Source organism: Mycolicibacterium sp. XJ879 (assembly GCF_053483935.1).
In genome coordinates this window covers 232,930-249,758 of sequence record NZ_JBEFTH010000003.1, presented here as the reverse complement: position 1 = coordinate 249,758, position 16,829 = coordinate 232,930, and the positions used below count along the sequence as shown (strand labels likewise).

The window sequence follows — 16,829 nt, the reverse complement described above, 5'->3', positions numbered from 1 at the left end:
GAGCCGGAGTGTTCCCGCGTCACCGTCCCCGTCGGCTGCGGTCCAGCCCGGCCATGCGCCGTCTGGTGGCCCAGACGTCGCTGGAGCCGAGGCATCTGGTGTTGCCGATGTTCGTCGCCGACGGCATCGACGAGCCCCGGCCCATCTCCTCGATGCCGGGGGTCTACCAGCACACGCGCGACTCCCTGCGACGTGCGGCCGCCGCGGCGGTCGCGGCCAGGGTGGGCGGGCTGATGCTGTTCGGGGTGCCGCGCGAGGACGACAAGGACGCCAGCGGATCGATCGGACTGGCGCACGACGGGATCCTCAACGCCGCATTGCGTGATCTGGCCAAGGATCTCGGCGACGAGACCGTGCTGATGGCCGACACCTGCCTCGACGAGTTCACCGACCACGGCCACTGCGGGGTGCTGGACGCAGCGGGCCGGGTCGATAATGACGCGACCAACGCGCGCTACGTGGAACTGGCTGTGGCGCAAGCGGATGCGGGCGCACACGTGGTCGGGCCCAGCGGCATGATGGACGGCCAGGTGGCGGCGATCCGCGACGGGCTGGATGCGGCCGGGCATACCGATACCGTGATCCTGGCCTACGCCGCCAAATTCGCCTCCGGCTTCTACGGTCCGTTCCGCGAGGCGGTGGCGTCGAGCCTGAGCGGTGACCGTCGCACGTATCAGCAGGAGCCGGGCAACGCCCGCGAGGCGTGCCACGAAGTCGAATTGGACATCGACGAGGGTGCCGACATCGTGATGATCAAGCCGGCGATGGGCTATCTGGACATCGTGCGAGCGGCCGCCGACATGTCACCGGTACCCGTTGCGGCCTATCAGGTTTCGGGTGAGTACGCGATGATCAGCGCCGCGGCCGCCAATGGCTGGATCGACCTGCAGACGGTTGCCATCGAGACGCTGACCGGTATCCGGCGCGCGGGCGCGGACATCGTGCTGACGTACTGGGCGGCCGAGGCCGCCGGTTGGCTGGCGTGACGTCGGGCTTCGAAGGCCGGCCGTCGCAGCCCGAGCCGCAGTCATCCGACGGTCGACCGCCCGACGTCGATACCGGGTTCTGGCTGTGGGTGATCGCGTTGCCGCTGACGGTGATCGGGTATCTCGTCGACGTGTTCGGGTCGGCCGATGCGCGGGTGCCCGTTCTGGTCGGGGTCGTTTCGGTGATGTTCGTCGTGATCCTGTCGGCGGTGGTGCTGACGTTTCAGATCCTCATGCGCCACGGCTACCGGTGGGCGCGCACGCTGTTGACCGGCGGAGGGGTGGCCTCGGTGGTCTACATGGCGGGCAGCCTGTTCACCACCGAACGCGACACCGCCGCGGCGCTGACCTACGCGGTGTGCGCCATCGTGGGGTCGGTGCTCATTCTCGGCGGAGCGGTGCTGTTGCACCGCAAGGACGCCCACGCGTACATGACCCGTTAGGCTGGCCCGACAATGACCGCTGATCAGCCGCGACCGGGCTTCGTCACCGCTGCGTTCTGGTGCTGGGCGGCCGCCGCGGTCTTGCTGATGCTAGGTGGCATGCTGACCGCATCGGTGAACCTGCCGACGGTATTTCGCGTAGCAGGCGTACTCACCGTCGTCGTCGGCGCCGCGATGGCGTTTCTGGCCGGCCGAAGCCGGAAGGGCGACATTCGGTTCCGCCGCGCCGCGGTGGCGCTGGCGGTGGTGAGCTCGGCGTGGATCGGCTTGTCCGCGGCGCTGGGCGTCGTGCACCTACTTACGTTGTTGGCGATCCTTCCGCTGATCGCCGGCGCCGTGTTGATGACGCGGCGAGGTGAACCCGTGCAGGAGGAAGCGCAGTGACCGAGGGCAACGCAACGCCGCCGCAGGTGTTGTTCTACGAGCAGGGTGCGAGCTGGTGGTGGGTGCTGGCCGGACCCGTCGCCGCGATCGCGATGGGCTTGATCCAGGCGTCGGCCGGCTACGGCGTCCAGTGGCTGGTGCCCGGCATCTTCCTGGTGCTGGTCTCGGGGTTTTTGGCCATCCAGGTCAAGGCGGCGCGCATCCACACCTCGGTCGAGTTGACCCCGGAGACGTTGCGGCAGGGCACCGAACTGCTCAGCGTCGACGACATCGTGCGGGTCTATCCGGAGGCCACCGGATCCGAAGCGCCGAAATGGCAGTCGGCACGGGCGCTCGGAGAGTTGACCGGCGTACCGCGCGGCCGCACCGGGATCGGCCTGAAGTTGACCAACGACCGTGCTGCCCAGGCGTGGGCGCGTAAACACCACCAGCTGCGCACGACGCTGACCCAGCTGATCGAGGAACGCATCCCGCCGGACCGCACGCCGTGAGGGCGCCGGTGCGGGTCGCGGTCGAACTGACGCTGGCCGTCGCCGCGGCCGTCGGGTGCGTGCTGAGCTGGGTGTCGGCCAGCTCGACGGTCATGGTGGCCCCGGTGCTGGAGGGCGAGCCCGCGACGTCGTCGGTGGTCTACAGCGCGCCACTGCTGGGGTTGTCGCTGCTGCTGGCGACGGTGGCCGGCGTGCTGGCCGTGCTGGGTATTGCCCGACTGCGCCGGCGGTAGCACGTTGCGCCGAGAGCGACGAAATGACCGATCCACTCGCACTTTGTCGCCCGTTTGTCCGTTTCGGCGAAAAGGCGCAGAAGTGAGAGGCCCCTCACAACCGCTTGGTACAAAGTGCGGAATTTGTAACACTGTGTCACATGACCGAGCTGATGGAGAAGTCCGAGCACCTCGACGACGCGCTGCCGCTGGGCCCGCAGTCGCTGGTCTGGCGCTATTTCGGCGATAACCGGATGTTCCTGATCGGCCCGCGACCCGCGGTGCTGCAGAATATGCTCGCCGAACTCGGCCAGGGTGTGCTCGACCATTCGGTGTTCTTCGACGACACCGCCGCCCGGGTCAAGCGGTCGCTGCCGCCGATCTTCAACACCGTGTACGGCTCCGACGACGACCACCCCGGCACCCAGGTCCGCGACTTCCACACCGACATCAAGGGGGAGATGCCTAGCGAGTATGGGGTGGCCGCGCGCTACCACGCGCTGGATCCGGATACCTACTTCTGGGCGCACGCGACGTTCGTCGAGCAGGTGCTCTACTTCGCCGACACCTTCGTCAAGCGGCTCACCCGCGAAGAAAAGGAACAGATCTATCTCGAGTCCAAGACGTGGTACCGCCGCTACGGCGTCAGCGACCGGCCGATGCCCGCCGACTACGACGCGTTCGAACGCTACTGGAACCGGATGATCGACGAGATCGTCGTCGCGCACCCCACTGCGAAATACGGCGTCGGCTATGTCACCAAAGGCTTTCCGCGCCCCAAGGGCGTACACCCGCTCGTGTGGCGCCTCGTCGCACCGGTCTTCAACCCGATGGCGGCCTTTTTGACCACCGGCGGCATGCCGCCGCGCACCAGGGCGATGCTGGGCCTGCCGTGGAGCGACCGCCAAGAGCGCCGATACCAGCGCTTCGCCGCGTTCTGGCGCACTCGCCCGGTGAACTGGCTGTGGGACCGGTTGCCGATGCGGCTGCGCTACAACGGATATGCGTGCAAGGGCTATGCCAGAGGCTGATGCCACCACACGGGCGATACTCGACGCCGCGGTCGTCGAGTTCGAACGGCACGGGTTTCGGCGGGTGGCCCTCGACGACGTCGCCCGCCGCGCCCGCGTCAGCCGCACCACAATCTACCGACGCTTCACCAACAAGGACGAGCTGATCGCCGCCGTCATCGAACGCGGCAACGCGACGCTGTTCGCCGACATCGCGCACGAACTCAAACAGACTGCGCCGCAGTCCAATTACTACGTCGAAGCGTTCACGCTCGCTATCCTGAAGTTCCGCAGCCACCGGGTGCTGCACCGGATGGTCACCGACGAACCGGCCTTGGTGTTGCAGTTGGCCAGCCAGCACTGGCCGGCGGCCATCGAGCGGATGGCCGAAGCGCTGCGGATCATCTTCCCGCCGGGCTTCGCCGAACGGATCGGCGCGGATGCCGTCAACGAGCTGGCTGACACCATCCTGCGCTACGCCGCGATGGTGCTGCTGCTGCCCAGCGTCACACCGCTGGACACCGCCGACGACATCCGCGCATTCGCCACCCGCCACTTCCTGCCCAGCCTGCCCGCCGCGCTGCGCACCGTGCCCGCCTAGCCTGAGATGGCATGGGCCATATCGCGATCTGCGTGTCGGTGGGCACCGGCCACGTCAACCCCACACTGGGCGTCGCAGCAGAGCTGATCGCCCGCGGACACCGGGTCACCTACGCGGCGACGTCAACGCACCGCGCCCGGGCGACCGACGTCGGCGCGCAGCTCGTGCCGTACCGCACCACGATGGCCGGATCGCAGCCCCCTCCGCAGTTCACCGCCCAGGACTTCCACCGCGCCACCCACGCCGCGCTCGACGAAGTGGAGTACGTGTTGCCCCAGGTACTTTCGGGATTCAGCGGTGACCAGCCGGACCTTGTCCTGCACGACGCCACCGTGGCGTGGTGGGGACGGTTGGCCGCCGCGGACTGGGGTGCACCGGTGGTGGCGGGCTGGCCTAACTTCGTCGGCAACCGGCATTGGTCGCTGAACCGCTACGTCAAGATCAACCCGGTCCATCCGCGGCTGCTCGCGGTGCTGTGGCGGGCGCACCGCATCGCGCGGCGTCATGGCCTGACCGCGGGCAACCTGTTGCAGGCCGCCGGCGCGGACGCCCAGTTGGTGTTTGTGCCGAGGGCCTTCCAGTACGCGGGCGAGACGTTCGGGGCGCCTTACGTTTTCGTCGGACCGTGCCTGACCGAGCGCCCCTCCGACGGCCGCTGGGATCCGCCGTTGGACCACGACGTCGTGCTGGTTTCGCTGGGCACCGCCTACCACGACCGGGCCGACTTCTTCCGGGCCTGTGTCGCCGCGTTCGCCGATGCGCCGTGGCACGTCGTGCTGGCGGTTGGGGACAAGGTCGACCCGGCGGAGCTGGGCACGACGCCGACGCACCTCGAGGTGCACCGCAGCGTGCCGCAACTGCAGGTGCTGCGCCATGCGGCGGCGTTCGTCAGCCACGCCGGCATGGGTAGCACGATGGAGGCGCTGAGCTTCGGGGTGCCGATCGTCGCGGTGCCGCAGATGACCGAACAACAGGCCAACGCCGACCGCATCGCCCAGCTGTGCCTTGGTGTCCGGATCCCGCCGGACGACGCCACCGCCGAGCGGCTGCGCACGGCGGTCGCGGACGTCACCGGCGACGCGCGGCTGGCGCAGAACCTGCGCCGCATGCAGGACGAAATCGGCTCCGCAGGCGGCGCACCGACGGCGGCCGACGTGATCGAGCGCGTGCTAGCCGAGAGCAGCTGAACCGGTTTTGTATCCACGCCGTCGGGGCAGACGTTAAGCCATGAGCAACGACGAACGGCAAAGCTCCGAACCCCGCACCGATGACCACCATCAAGTTCTCGACAAACCCGAGGACCCACCGCCCACCGAGAAGCCCGAGGTGACCGAGGAACACCGCGAGAAGGCCAAGGAAATGGCCAAGGATTACCACGACGAACGCCCGACGATCACGATGCCTGGCACCGGTGGCGCGGTGGCCGGCACTGCGGTCAACGACTGGGTCGACGACGAGGGTAACCCGAAGTACAGCAAGGACGACGCGCCGTCCACGTAGAGTGCCGGCGTGACCTCCCTCGAGCAGATCGCGCCGGCCTTCATCGAGATGGCCCATTCGATCGTCTGGGCGTCGGTGGCCACCGTCGACGCTGACGGCCGACCGCGCACCCGCATCCTGCACCCGATCTGGGAGTGGGACGGCACCGACCTGTTTGGCTGGATCGCGACCGTGCCCAGCCCGGTGAAGAAGGCGCACTTGGCCGCCCATCCCGAGGTGTCGGTCAGCTACTGGTCGCCCAGCCACGACACGTGCAGCGCGGAATGCCTCGTCGAGTGGTATCTCGACGACGACACCCGCGCCGCGGTGTGGGACAAGTTCGCCACCGGCCCCGAGCCCGTCGGCTACGACCCGCGCATCATCGGGATGTGGCGCGACGGGCCGACGTCCGACCAGTTCGCGGCGCTGCGGCTGGGCCCCTACCGGATCCGGGTGATGGCCGGCACCGTGATGATGAAGGGCCAGGGCGCCCCGCTGCTCTGGGCGGCCTGACCGGCCAAAACCCACACCCCCTCGCCGTGCGCGTCGAGGCTGGGCGATGATCAAAGCCATGACGACGACGCTCGACGTCGGCAGCCTGCCGCTGGTACCGAAGAACCCCTTGCCGTTCTGGCAGCTGGTCAAGTTGGTGCGCAGGCTCGACACCGGCCAGGAAACGATTCGCGATGCCGGCGGCCGCATCACCCGCATCCAGTTCGGGCCGAAGTGGTTGTTCCCGCCGATCGTGGCGGTGATGTCGCCCAGTTCGATGCGCGACGTGTTGGGCCGCAGCGACGCTTCGTCGGATCGGTGCATCATCCACGAAGAAGTGCAGAACATGGCAGGCGACAGCCTGTTCGTGCTGCCCAACGAACAATGGCGGCCGCGAAAACGCGCGCTGCAACCGGTGTTCACCAAGCACAACGTCCGCAACTTCGGCGGCCACATGTCGGGTGCGGCGCAGCAGTTCGTGGACCGCTGGCCCGACGGCGGCGACATCGACCTGGACCTGGAGTGCCGCAAGGTGGCCATGCAGTCGTTGGGCCGCTCGGTGCTGGGACTCGACCTCAACGAACGCGCCGAGACCATCGCGCGGTGCATGCATGTGGCGTCGTCGTACACCGCCGACCGTGCACTGCGCCCGGTGCGCGCGCCGCGCTGGCTGCCGACCCCCGCGCGCCGACGCGCCCGCGCCGCCGTCGCCGAGATGCGCAAGATCACCGACGACATGGTGCACGCGTGCCGCGCCGACCCGGATCTGGACGCGCCGCTGGTACAGGCCCTGATCGCGGCCACCGATCCGGAGACCGGCAAACCGCTGTCCGATGAGGACATCTCCAACGACCTGCTGATCTTCATGCTCGCCGGGCACGACACCACCGCGACGGCGTTGACGTACTCGCTGTGGATCCTGGGTCACCATCTCGACGTGCAGGCCCGGGTGGCCGAGGAGGCCGCCGCGCTCGGCGACCGGGAGCTGACGCCGGCCGACGTCCCGCGACTCGAGTACACCGTGCAGGTGCTGCACGAGTCGTTGCGGCTGTGCCCGCCCGCCGCGGGCGTCGCCCGGCTGGCAACGCGGGAGATCGCCGTGGACGGCTACCGGGTCGAGAAGGGCAGCCTGCTGGCCGTGGGCCTGTATGCGCTGCACCACGACCCGGCGCTGTGGCCGGATCCGATGGTGTTCGACCCGGACCGGTTCAGCCCCGAGAAGGTCAAGGCCCGCGACCGCTGGCAGTTCTTGCCGTTCCTCGGCGGCGGCCGGCCGTGCATCGGTGAGCACTTCGCGCGGTTGGAGACGACGCTGGCGTTGGCCACGATCGTGCGGGCCCTCGAGATCCGGTCGACCGAAGACGAGTTCCACTGCGAGGTGCCGTTCACGACGGTGGCCAAGGGCCCGATCCGCGCCCGGCTGCGCCCACGGACCTAAGCGCCGAAAGGGATATTCGGCACCCAAAATGGCGCATGATCACCCTCGCGTGAGCAACACCGCCTGCTCGAACGGCAGCCGCGCGAAAATCGGCCGCCACAGACCGGTGACCGCCGTCGCCGCCTGCGCCTTGGGCATCACCTGCGGATCGCGCACCTCGAAGGTTCGGCCGTAGCGCTTTATCCGCGCGCGGCCGGCGGCCGTGACGTTCTTCAACCAGTCGCGGTCGGGCCCGTAGGTCAGCAGGATCGCCACCCCGTCCTCGGTGGAAAACACGGTCAACGGCGTGCGATAGGTCCGACCGGACTTGCGTCCGACGTGCTCGAGGATGCCGAACGTCGGCGCCCAGCCCGCCCACAGCTTCTGGATCGGGTTGGTGACATGCCTATTGAACCGGGCCAGCCATTGCGGTAGTTGCATACGAACCATCAAACTCGGGACATATGGCGTACCTCAAGCCCGGCTGGCTCACCACCAAGATCTTCAACCCGTTCGCGAAGACCGTCGGCCTCTGGGAGACCCTGACCGTCACCACGCGACGCAGCAAGCGACCCCAGCAGATCCCGATCATCTCCGTCGACGTCGACGGTGCAAAATACCTGGTGTCCACCCGCGGCGAAGCCGAGTGGGTCAAAAATGTGCGCGCCGAACCCAACCTCACGCTCGGGTCGACCGGCTACGTCGCGCGCGAGATCCCCGAACAGGACCGCCCGCCGATCCTGGCCGCGTACCGCAAGAAGGCCGGCCGCGTGGTCGACGGCTACTTCAAGCAGTTACCGCATGAGGCCGACCACCCGGTGTTCGTGCTCACCCCGAACGGCTGAAGCACTCCACGGGTTTGAGGACTGCGCTGCGGGTACTCGTACTTCCGGTGTTAGCCAATCAAGCCTGAACAGCGCATTGGAGGCGGGAGTGCTCCGGAAATGACTTCGGAAACGAGAAAGGCCGACAGTTCCGACTCCGAAACGCCAAAGTCCAAGACCACAAAGTCCAAGACCACAAAGTCCAAGACCACAAAGTCCAAGACCATGTCGCGCTACCTCTACCGATTCGGGCGGTTCAGCTTCCGACACCGGTGGGCGGTGCTGGGCACCTGGCTGGTGGTGCTGCTCGGCGTCGGCGGGGCCGGGCTCGGACTCGGCGGCCAACCCGTCGACAACTTCTCGATCCCGGGCACCGAGTCACAGCGGGCCATCGAACTGCTTCAAGAAAAGCTCCCGACGTTCGCCGGGGCCCAAACCCAGGTGGCCTTCGCCGCGCAAGGTGACGCGACGCTCACCGACCCACGGGTGGCCGCGGCGATCCAGGAATCCATCGCCAACGTCAACGCCATCCCCCAGGTCGCGATGGCGGCCGGTCCCGCCGAAACCCGACTCGCCTCACCCGACGGCCGCGTCGCGTTGGGCACCGTGCAGTACGCCACCCAGATCGGCGGCGTCGAGGACGCGACGCTGCAGGCGCTGCAACGCGCGATGGATCCCGCCGAGGCGGCCGGCGTTCAGGTCGACTACTCCGGCAGCATCTACCCCGGCTTCAAGATCAGCATTCCGGTGGAACCCGAGATCATCGGGATCGCCATCGCGTTCATCATCCTGCTGATCACGTTCGGCGCGGTGGTGGCAGCCGGCCTGCCGATCTTGACCGCCGGGATCGGGGTCGGCGTGGGGGCGCTCGGAATCCTCGCCGCCGCCGCCCTGACCGACATCCCGTCGGCCGCGTTGTCGCTGGCCCTGATGCTCGGCCTGGCCTGCGGTATCGATTACGCGCTGCTGGTGTTGACGCGGCACCGAAACAACCTGCTGCTGCTGATGGATCCCGAGGATTCGGCTGCGCTGGCGATCGGAACCGCGGGCAGTTCCGTGGTTTTCGCTGCGCTGACGGTGATCATCGCGCTCTGCGGGTTGTCGCTGGTGGGGATCCCGTTCCTCACCGCGATGGCGCTGGCCGCGGCCGCGGCGGTGTTCATCGCCATGCTGGTCGTGCTGACCCTGTTGCCCGCGCTGCTCAACTTCGCCGGGACCAAGGTCGCGAAGTTCGTCAGCACCCCGCTCCGGCCGGGCCACGCCAAGCAGGTCGCCCAGATCGCCACCTACACCCCGCAGCGCACCCTCGGCGCCAGCTGGGCACGCTTTGTCGTGCGCTTCCGCAAACAGCTGCTGCTCGTCGGCGTCGCGGCGCTCGCCGTGCTCGGTCTGCCTGCGCTGGGCATGCACTTCGGCTTGCCCAGCGGTGCGACCCAGCCCGAGTCCAGCACAGCCCGCCAGGCCTACGACCTCACCGCCCAACACCTCGGCCCCGGCTTCAACGGCCCACTGCTCGTCATCGCCGACCTCAGCGGCGCACCCGACCCCACCGCCGTCGGCTCGATCACCGCCGCGCTGCAGGCCGAACCGGGCGTGCTGCACGCCGCACCCGCGGCAAGCCAGAACGACGTGGCGGTCATCCAGGTCATCCCCGAGACCGGACCGACCGATCCCGCGACCGCCGATCTGGTCACCACCATCCGCGACGACCGGCAGACCATCGAAGGATCCACCGGAGCTGCCATCCTCGTCGGTGGCCCCACCGCCTCCAACATCGACACCTCCGAAAAGCTCGCCGAAGCGCTGCCGATCTTCCTCTTGGTCGTCGTCGGGCTGGCGTTCATCCTGTTGACGGTCGCATTTCGTGCCGCCCTGGTGCCCATCACCTCGATCATCGGGTTTCTGCTCTCGGTGTTCGCCGCGCTCGGCGTTCAAGTCGCCATCGTCCAATGGGGATGGGGAGCAAGCCTTCTCGGGATCATCCCCGGGCCGACAATCAGCTTTCTGCCGATCATCGTGCTGGCGATCATCTTCGGCCTGTCCAGTGACTACCAGATCTTCGTCGTGTCCCGGATCAAGGAGGAATACGTCAAGAGCGACGACGCGCTGGAAGCCATCCGCCTCGGGGTCGGTCTCTCGGCGCGCGTGATCGCCGCGGCGGCAGCGATCATGGTCGGCATCTTCTTGGCGTTCCTGGTGGCCACCGACCCGATCATCAAATCCGTCGCCCTCACGCTGGCCGTCGGCGTGCTGCTCGACGCGTTCGTTGTGCGGTTGACCCTGATACCGGCGATCATGGCCGTGCTGGGCAGGAGGATGTGGGTGCATTCCCGCTGGTTCGGCAAGGTGGTTCCGGATCTGGATATCGAGGGGACCGCCCTGGACGCCGAGCATCGCCGGGCCGCCGGCGTCGAGGTGCCCTGACCGCTGAACAACTACACCCTGTAGTTGACGGGTTGCGCTGGCCTGGGACACTGGTGGCCATGCGTGCTGACCAGATCTCGACCGAGGTGTCGGCGCGGCTGTTCGCCGACGCCAGCGGGGTCATCCCCGGTGGAGTGAATTCGCCGGTGCGGGCCTTCGCCTCGGTCGGCGGCACACCGCGGTTCATCACCTCCGCTGACGGCTACTGGCTGACCGACGCCGACGGCAACCGTTACGTCGACCTGGTCTGCTCCTGGGGCCCGATGATCCTGGGCCACGCCCACCCCGCCGTCGTCGAGGCCGTGCAGCGGGTAGCCGCCGACGGCCTGTCGTTCGGCGCACCAACACCGTCGGAGACCGAGTTGGCCGCCGAGATCGTGGCCCGCGTCGCCCCCGTCGAACGGCTGCGGCTGGTCAACTCCGGCACCGAGGCCACCATGAGCGCGATCCGGCTGGCCCGCGGCTACACCGGCCGGCCCAAGATCATCAAGTTCGCCGGCTGCTACCACGGCCACAGCGACGCGCTGCTGGCCGACGCCGGCTCCGGGGTGGCGACGCTGGGGCTGCCGTCCTCACCGGGCGTGACGGGCGCGGCCGCTGCCGACACGATCGTGTTGCCCTACAACGACATCCCCGCCGTCGAAGACGCCTTCGGCCGGTTCGGCGACGAGATCGCCTGCATCATCACCGAAGCCAGCCCCGGCAACATGGGCACCGTGGCGCCGCGACCCGGCTACAACGCCGCGCTGCGCCGCATCACCGCCGACGCCGGCGCGCTGCTGATCGTCGACGAGGTGATGACGGGGTTTCGGGTGAGCCGATCGGGTTGGTACGGCATCGATCCCATCGACGCCGACCTGTTCACATTCGGCAAGGTGATGAGCGGCGGACTGCCCGCCGCGGCATTCGGCGGCCGCGCCGAGGTGATGGAGCGGCTGGCCCCGCTGGGCCCGGTGTATCAGGCCGGCACGCTGTCGGGCAATCCGGTGGCGATGGCCGCCGGGCTCGCGACGCTGCGCGCCGCCGACGACCACGCGTACGCCGCGCTGGATCTCAACGCCGACCGGTTGGCCGACCTGCTCGGGCAGGCGTTGACCGAAGCCGGTGTGGCGCACCAGGTTGCACGCGCCGGCAACATGCTGTCGGTGTTCTTCACCGATCAACCGGTCACCGACTTCACGTCGGCGCGGGCATCCGAGACGTGGCGTTTCCCGCCGTTCTTCCACGGTCTGCTCGACGCGGGTATCTACCCGCCGCCCAGCGCCTTCGAAACCTGGTTCGTCTCAACGATGTTGGATGACCAGGCGTTCGAGCGTATCGCCGCAGCACTGCCTGGCGCCGCGCGCGCCGCAGCGGAAGCGAGCAGGCCCGCATGAGCGAAACAACCACCGTGCACGTGATGCGGCACGGCGAGGTGTACAACCCTGACGGCATCCTGTACGGCCGCCTCGACGGCTACCACCTGTCCGAGCGGGGTCACGCCCAGGCCGAGAAGGTGGCCGAGTACCTGGCCGACCGCGACATCGTGGTGGTGGTGGCCTCACCGCTGCTGCGTGCACAGGAGACCGCCACCCCGATCGCCAAGCGGCTGAACCTGCCGATCGAAACCGACGACGAGCTCATCGAGTCACTGAACATCTTTGAGGGCCAGCGGGTTTCCCCCGGCGACGGCGCGCTTCGCGACCCGCGCAACTGGCGCCACCTGTGGAACCCGCTGCGGCCGTCCTGGGGGGAGCCGTACCGCGAGATCGCCGCCCGGATGCGACGCGCCGTGGACCGGACCCGCGAGGGCGCGCGCGGCCGTGAAGCGGTGGTGGTGAGCCATCAACTGCCCGTCGAGATCCTGCGCCGGTCGCTGACCAGTAAGCGGTTCGCCCACGATCCGCGCAAGCGCCAGTGCGCCCTGGCGTCGCTGAACTCGTTCGTCTACGACGGCGACACGCTCGTCGACTGGTACTACCGAGAGCCGGCCGCAGAACTGTGAAGTGGTTGGTGGTCATCGTGAGCGCGGTCCTGGCCGTGCTCACCGGATGCTCCACCGGCGACGACGCCGTCGCGCAGGGCGGCACCTTCGAGTTCGTCGCGCCCGGCGGGCAGACCGACATCTTCTACGATCCGCCCGAAAGCCGCGGCCGCCCAGGCGCGTTGAGCGGTCCGGATCTGATGGACCCGGCCAAGACCATCTCGCTCGACGACTTTGCGGGCAAAGTGGTGGTGATCAACGTGTGGGGGCAGTGGTGCGCACCGTGCCGCACCGAGATCACCCAGCTGCAACAGGTTTACGACCAGACCCGCGACCTCGGGGTGCAGTTCCTGGGCATCGACGTCCGCGACCACAATATGGACGCTCCCCGGGATTTTCTCGTCGACCGCGGTATCACGTTTCCGTCGATCTACGACCCGGCGATGCGTACGATGATCGCCTTCGGCGGCAAGTACCCGACCACGGTCATTCCGTCGACGATCGTGCTGGACCGACAGCACCGGGTGGCCGCGGTGTTCCTGCGTGAGCTGCTCGCCGAGGACCTGCAACCGGTGGTGCAAGAACTCGCGACCGAGTCGGAGCCCAAGGCGTGACCGGGTTCGCCGAACTCGCCGCCGCCGGCCCGGTGCTGCTGGCGCTGGGGGTGTGTGTGCTGGCCGGACTGGTGTCGTTCGCCTCGCCGTGCGTGGTGCCGCTGGTGCCCGGCTATCTGTCGTATCTGGCCGCGGTGGTCGGCGTCGCACCCGCGGACGCCCCGGACCTTTCCCGCCGAAGCCGACGTTTTGGCGGAAAAGTGCGCGAAGAAACCGCCAAAGCGTCGGTCTCGACGAGTGGGGTGCGGCTGCGGGTCGCCGGGGCCGCCGCGCTGTTCGTCGCCGGGTTCACCGCGGTGTTCGTCCTGGGAACCGTGGCGGTGCTGGGCATGACGACCACGCTGATCACCAACCAGCTTCTGCTGCAACGCATCGGCGGCATCGTGACCATCGTGATGGGGTTGGTGTTCGTCGGCTTCGTGCCCGCACTGCAGCGCGACGCCCGGTTCGCCCCGCGCCAGCTGTCGACGATCGGCGGCGCACCGCTGCTCGGTGCGGTCTTCGCGCTGGGCTGGACACCGTGCCTGGGCCCCACCCTGACCGGGGTGATCACGGTCGCGTCGGCGACCGACGGCGCCAACGTCGCGCGCGGTGTGGCGCTGGTGCTGGCCTACTGCCTCGGCCTGGGAATCCCGTTCGTGCTGCTGGCCTTCGGCTCCGCAGGAGCCGTGCAGGGGTGGGGTTGGCTGCGCCGCCACACCCGCACCATCCAGATCATCGGCGGCCTTCTGCTGATCCTCGTCGGCACGGCGCTGGTCACCGGCGTGTGGAATGACTTCGTGTCCTGGGTCCGCGACGCCTTCGTCACCGACGTCACCCTGCCGATATGAGTACCACCGAGGCGCGAGAAGACCTACAACCCCCCAAAAGTGGGGGAAATAGGGTGTTTTCACGTCCGCTCGCCGGAATGCGCAACACCTGGCGCACGCTGACGTCGATGGGCACCGCGCTGGTGCTGCTGTTTCTGCTCGCGCTCGCCGCGATCCCCGGCGCCCTGCTGCCGCAGCGCAACCTCAACGAGGCCAAGGTGCAGCAGTACATCGCCGAACACCCGACGCTGGGGCCGTGGCTGGACCGGCTGCAGGCCTTCGACGTATTTTCCAGCTTCTGGTTCACCGCCATCTACGTGCTGCTGTTCATCTCGCTGGTGGGCTGTGTGACACCGCGGATGGTCGAGCACATCCGCAGTATGCGCGCCACCCCCGTCGCGGCGCCGCGCAACCTGAGCCGGCTACCCAAACACCACACCGCCACCGTCGGCGCGCAACCGGACGCGCTCGCCGCGACGATCACCGAACGGCTGCGCGGCTGGCGCAAAACCATCCGCACCCGAGACGACATCACCGAAATCTCCGCGGAGAAAGGCTATCTGCGCGAGTTCGGCAACATCGTCTTCCACTTCTCGCTGCTCGGCCTACTGGTCGCGGTGGCCGCAGGTAAGATGTTCGGCTACGAGGGCAACGTCATCGTCATCGCCGATGGCGGACCCGGCTTCTGCTCGGCATCCCCGGCGGCGTTCGACTCGTTCCGGGCCGGCAACACCGTCGACGGCACCGCACTGCATCCGATCTGCCTGCGCGTCAACAACTTCGCGGCTGACTACCTGCCGACCGGGCAGGCCACCTCGTACGCCTCCGACATCGAGTACCAGGCCGGCGAGGACCTCGCCACCGGAACCTGGCGGCCCTACCGGCTCAAGGTCAACGAGCCGCTGCGGGTCGGCGGCGACCGAATCTACTTGCAGGGCCACGGTTACGCCCCCACCTTCACCGTGATCTTCCCCGACGGCCAAGCCCGCACCCAGACGCTGCAGTTCCGCCCCGACGACCAGCTGACCCTGCTGTCGTCGGGCGCGATGCGCTTCGACCCGCCGGCAGGCACCTACCCCGACCCCGACGAACGCCGCGAAAACCAGATCGCGATCCAAGGCCTGTTCGCGCCCACCGAAATGCTGCACGGCACGCTGCTGTCGTCGAGCTTCCCGGCGCTCAACGACCCCGCGGTCGCCATCGATATCTACAAGGGCGACGCCGGCTTGGACAGCGGTCGGCCGCAGTCGCTGTTCAACCTCGACGCCCGGCTGATCGAACAGGACCGGCTGACCAAGATGGCGCGCGTCAACCTCGGCGTCGGAGAGTCGACCGAACTCGACGACGGCACCGTGGTGCGCTTCGACGGCGCGGTGCCGTTCATCAACGTGCAGGTGTCCCACGACCCCGCCCAGCTCTGGGTGCTGGTCTTCGCGATGACGATGATGGCCGGTCTGCTGGTGTCGCTGGTGGTGCGGCGACGACGGATCTGGGTGCGGATCACCCCGGCCGGCCCGGGTACCGTAAGCGTCGAGCTGGGCGGGCTGGCCCGCACCGACAACTCGGGATGGGGTGACGAGTTCGAGCGGTTGACCGAGCGCCTGGTGCCTGACGGCGTGCCGGATGACACCGCCCAGCGGTCACGAGAAGAGGTCAAATGAACACCAACATCGACATCGGGCTGGCCCGCTATTCGGACTGGGCGTTCACCACGTCGGTGCTGGTGCTCCTCGGTGCGCTGGTGCTGCTCGCGATCGAGCTGGCCTACAGCCGCAGCCGCAAGGTCGAAAGCCGCGAGCTGGTCGGGGCCGGAGCCGCCCCGGCGGCGACATCCGGGACCGGCGCGCCGGTCGGCGCCGACAGCGCGGCGCCCGGCGTCGTCGCCGAGCGGCCCCGACGCCCGATCGACCAGCGCATCGGCGGCGCCGGGGTGGCCCTGACCTACCTCGGCATCGGCCTGCTGCTGGCCTGCATCGTGCTGCGCGGGCTGGCCACCTCGCGGGCGCCGTGGGGCAACATGTACGAGTTCATCAACCTCACCTGCTTTTGCGGGCTGGTCGCCGCCGCGGTGGTGCTGCGTCGCCCGCAATACCGCACGCTGTGGGTGTTCGTGCTGCTGCCGGTGCTGATCCTGCTGACGGTGTCGGGCCGGTGGCTCTACACCAACGCCGCCCCGGTGATGCCCGCACTGCAGTCCTACTGGCTGCCGATCCACGTCTCGGTGGTCAGCCTCGGTTCCGGGGTGTTCTTGGTCGCCGGGGTGGCCAGCATCCTGTTCCTGCTGAAGATGTCGCGGTTCGGCACCCCTCAACAGGACGCAGCCGACGGCCTGCTCGCGCGCGTGGTGTCGCGGCTGCCCGACGCACAGACCCTGGACCGGATCGCCTACCGCACAACCATCTTCGCGTTCCCGGTGTTCGGGTTCGGGGTGATCTTCGGCGCGATCTGGGCCGAGGAGGCGTGGGGTCGCTACTGGGGCTGGGACCCCAAGGAGACGGTGTCGTTCATCGCGTGGGTCATCTATGCGGCCTACCTGCACGCCCGCTCGACAGCGGGGTGGCGTGACCGCAAGGCCGCGTGGATCAATGTCGCCGGCTTCATCGCGATGGTCTTCAACCTGTTCTTCATCAACCTCGTGACGGTCGGACTGCACTCGTATGCGGGTGTGGGTTAAGGGTGT

Annotated in this window: 20 protein-coding genes; 19 read left to right on the top strand and 1 reads right to left on the bottom strand. The window is 68.3% G+C overall.

Annotated elements, in window-relative coordinates; translation table 11 throughout:
* Nucleotides 1-53: 53 nt before the first annotated feature.
* The 11 genes from hemB (at nt 54) to ABQF13_RS08380 (ending at nt 7,536) form a co-directional block, all read left to right on the top strand.
* Complete coding sequence (hemB, locus tag ABQF13_RS08430; protein ID WP_448392675.1) at nt 54-986, top strand: porphobilinogen synthase; 933 nt, start codon at nt 54-56, stop codon at nt 984-986.
* A complete protein-coding gene (locus ABQF13_RS08425) occupies nt 983-1,429 on the top strand; it encodes a hypothetical protein (protein WP_448392271.1) in 447 nt (148 codons plus the stop codon). Before hemB ends, ABQF13_RS08425 begins: the two co-directional genes overlap by 4 nt.
* Before the next feature lie 12 nt (nt 1,430-1,441).
* Complete coding sequence (locus ABQF13_RS08420) at nt 1,442-1,813, top strand: hypothetical protein (RefSeq protein WP_448392270.1); 372 nt, start codon at nt 1,442-1,444, stop codon at nt 1,811-1,813.
* Nucleotides 1,810-2,304, top strand: coding sequence for a transport-regulating membrane protein Mce1N (locus ABQF13_RS08415; protein ID WP_448392269.1), 495 nt, complete (start codon nt 1,810-1,812; stop codon nt 2,302-2,304). Before ABQF13_RS08420 ends, ABQF13_RS08415 begins: the two co-directional genes overlap by 4 nt.
* Nucleotides 2,301-2,537: a hypothetical protein gene (locus tag ABQF13_RS08410; RefSeq protein WP_448392268.1), complete on the top strand. Its 237-nt coding sequence runs from the start codon at nt 2,301-2,303 to the stop codon at nt 2,535-2,537. Before ABQF13_RS08415 ends, ABQF13_RS08410 begins: the two co-directional genes overlap by 4 nt.
* Before the next feature lie 140 nt (nt 2,538-2,677).
* Complete coding sequence (locus ABQF13_RS08405) at nt 2,678-3,547, top strand: oxygenase MpaB family protein (protein WP_448392267.1); 870 nt, start codon at nt 2,678-2,680, stop codon at nt 3,545-3,547.
* Entirely contained in the window at nt 3,534-4,127 is a 594-nt protein-coding gene (locus tag ABQF13_RS08400; protein WP_448392266.1) for a TetR/AcrR family transcriptional regulator, read from the top strand. Before ABQF13_RS08405 ends, ABQF13_RS08400 begins: the two co-directional genes overlap by 14 nt.
* 11 nt (nt 4,128-4,138) lie before the next feature.
* Nucleotides 4,139-5,314: a macrolide family glycosyltransferase gene (locus ABQF13_RS08395; protein ID WP_448392265.1), complete on the top strand. Its 1,176-nt coding sequence runs from the start codon at nt 4,139-4,141 to the stop codon at nt 5,312-5,314.
* Nucleotides 5,315-5,354: 40 nt separating this feature from the next.
* Entirely contained in the window at nt 5,355-5,627 is a 273-nt protein-coding gene (locus ABQF13_RS08390) for a hypothetical protein (protein WP_448392264.1), read from the top strand.
* 9 nt (nt 5,628-5,636) lie between these two features.
* Nucleotides 5,637-6,119, top strand: coding sequence for a pyridoxamine 5'-phosphate oxidase family protein (locus tag ABQF13_RS08385; protein WP_448392263.1), 483 nt, complete (start codon nt 5,637-5,639; stop codon nt 6,117-6,119).
* A 58-nt stretch (nt 6,120-6,177) separates the two neighbouring features.
* Complete coding sequence (locus ABQF13_RS08380; RefSeq protein WP_448392262.1) at nt 6,178-7,536, top strand: cytochrome P450; 1,359 nt, start codon at nt 6,178-6,180, stop codon at nt 7,534-7,536.
* A 39-nt stretch (nt 7,537-7,575) separates the two neighbouring features.
* On the opposite strand, the gene ABQF13_RS08375 is transcribed toward ABQF13_RS08380, so the two are convergent.
* Nucleotides 7,576-7,956 (bottom strand): nitroreductase family deazaflavin-dependent oxidoreductase, encoded by a 381-nt coding sequence (locus ABQF13_RS08375; protein ID WP_448392261.1) that lies wholly within the window; start codon nt 7,954-7,956, stop codon nt 7,576-7,578.
* Between the two features lie 23 nt (nt 7,957-7,979).
* Between ABQF13_RS08375 and ABQF13_RS08370 the strand changes: the two genes are divergently transcribed.
* The 8 genes from ABQF13_RS08370 (at nt 7,980) to ccsB (ending at nt 16,823) form a co-directional block, all read left to right on the top strand.
* Complete coding sequence (locus ABQF13_RS08370) at nt 7,980-8,360, top strand: nitroreductase/quinone reductase family protein (protein WP_448392260.1); 381 nt, start codon at nt 7,980-7,982, stop codon at nt 8,358-8,360.
* 99 nt (nt 8,361-8,459) lie between these two features.
* A complete protein-coding gene (locus ABQF13_RS08365; RefSeq protein ID WP_448392259.1) occupies nt 8,460-10,763 on the top strand; it encodes an MMPL family transporter in 2,304 nt (767 codons plus the stop codon).
* Between the two features lie 59 nt (nt 10,764-10,822).
* The gene (gene hemL, locus ABQF13_RS08360; protein ID WP_448392258.1) at nt 10,823-12,139 is read left to right on the top strand and encodes a glutamate-1-semialdehyde 2,1-aminomutase; all 1,317 of its coding nucleotides are present in this window, start codon (nt 10,823-10,825) and stop codon (nt 12,137-12,139) included.
* Nucleotides 12,136-12,747, top strand: coding sequence for a histidine phosphatase family protein (locus tag ABQF13_RS08355; protein WP_448392257.1), 612 nt, complete (start codon nt 12,136-12,138; stop codon nt 12,745-12,747). Before hemL ends, ABQF13_RS08355 begins: the two co-directional genes overlap by 4 nt.
* The gene (locus ABQF13_RS08350; protein ID WP_448392256.1) at nt 12,744-13,340 is read left to right on the top strand and encodes a TlpA disulfide reductase family protein; all 597 of its coding nucleotides are present in this window, start codon (nt 12,744-12,746) and stop codon (nt 13,338-13,340) included. Before ABQF13_RS08355 ends, ABQF13_RS08350 begins: the two co-directional genes overlap by 4 nt.
* On the top strand, nt 13,337-14,170 hold the full coding sequence (locus tag ABQF13_RS08345) for a cytochrome c biogenesis CcdA family protein (protein WP_448392255.1): 834 nt from the start codon (nt 13,337-13,339) through the stop codon (nt 14,168-14,170). The genes ABQF13_RS08350 and ABQF13_RS08345 overlap by 4 nt, the downstream gene beginning before the upstream one ends.
* A complete protein-coding gene (gene resB / locus ABQF13_RS08340; RefSeq protein WP_448392254.1) occupies nt 14,167-15,810 on the top strand; it encodes a cytochrome c biogenesis protein ResB in 1,644 nt (547 codons plus the stop codon). The genes ABQF13_RS08345 and resB overlap by 4 nt, the downstream gene beginning before the upstream one ends.
* Nucleotides 15,807-16,823, top strand: coding sequence for a c-type cytochrome biogenesis protein CcsB (ccsB, locus tag ABQF13_RS08335; RefSeq protein ID WP_448392253.1), 1,017 nt, complete (start codon nt 15,807-15,809; stop codon nt 16,821-16,823). The genes resB and ccsB overlap by 4 nt, the downstream gene beginning before the upstream one ends.
* Nucleotides 16,824-16,829: the final 6 nt, after the last annotated feature.

Excerpts from the sequence above, each read along its gene's own strand:
- hemB (WP_448392675.1), top strand. The coding sequence starts at position 54 with ATGCGCCGTCTGGTGGCCCAGACGTCGCTGGAGCCGAGGCATCTGGTG.
- ABQF13_RS08420 (WP_448392270.1), top strand. The coding sequence starts at position 1,442 with ATGACCGCTGATCAGCCGCGACCGGGCTTCGTCACCGCTGCGTTCTGG.
- ABQF13_RS08405 (WP_448392267.1), top strand. The coding sequence starts at position 2,678 with ATGACCGAGCTGATGGAGAAGTCCGAGCACCTCGACGACGCGCTGCCG.
- ABQF13_RS08400 (WP_448392266.1), top strand. The coding sequence starts at position 3,534 with ATGCCAGAGGCTGATGCCACCACACGGGCGATACTCGACGCCGCGGTC.
- ABQF13_RS08395 (WP_448392265.1), top strand. The coding sequence starts at position 4,139 with ATGGGCCATATCGCGATCTGCGTGTCGGTGGGCACCGGCCACGTCAAC.
- ABQF13_RS08390 (WP_448392264.1), top strand. The coding sequence starts at position 5,355 with ATGAGCAACGACGAACGGCAAAGCTCCGAACCCCGCACCGATGACCAC.
- ABQF13_RS08380 (WP_448392262.1), top strand. The coding sequence starts at position 6,178 with ATGACGACGACGCTCGACGTCGGCAGCCTGCCGCTGGTACCGAAGAAC.
- ABQF13_RS08375 (WP_448392261.1), bottom strand. The coding sequence starts at position 7,956 with ATGCAACTACCGCAATGGCTGGCCCGGTTCAATAGGCATGTCACCAAC.
- ABQF13_RS08370 (WP_448392260.1), top strand. The coding sequence starts at position 7,980 with ATGGCGTACCTCAAGCCCGGCTGGCTCACCACCAAGATCTTCAACCCG.
- ABQF13_RS08365 (WP_448392259.1), top strand. The coding sequence starts at position 8,460 with ATGACTTCGGAAACGAGAAAGGCCGACAGTTCCGACTCCGAAACGCCA.
- hemL (WP_448392258.1), top strand. The coding sequence starts at position 10,823 with ATGCGTGCTGACCAGATCTCGACCGAGGTGTCGGCGCGGCTGTTCGCC.
- ABQF13_RS08355 (WP_448392257.1), top strand. The coding sequence starts at position 12,136 with ATGAGCGAAACAACCACCGTGCACGTGATGCGGCACGGCGAGGTGTAC.
- resB (WP_448392254.1), top strand. The coding sequence starts at position 14,167 with ATGAGTACCACCGAGGCGCGAGAAGACCTACAACCCCCCAAAAGTGGG.
- ccsB (WP_448392253.1), top strand. The coding sequence starts at position 15,807 with ATGAACACCAACATCGACATCGGGCTGGCCCGCTATTCGGACTGGGCG.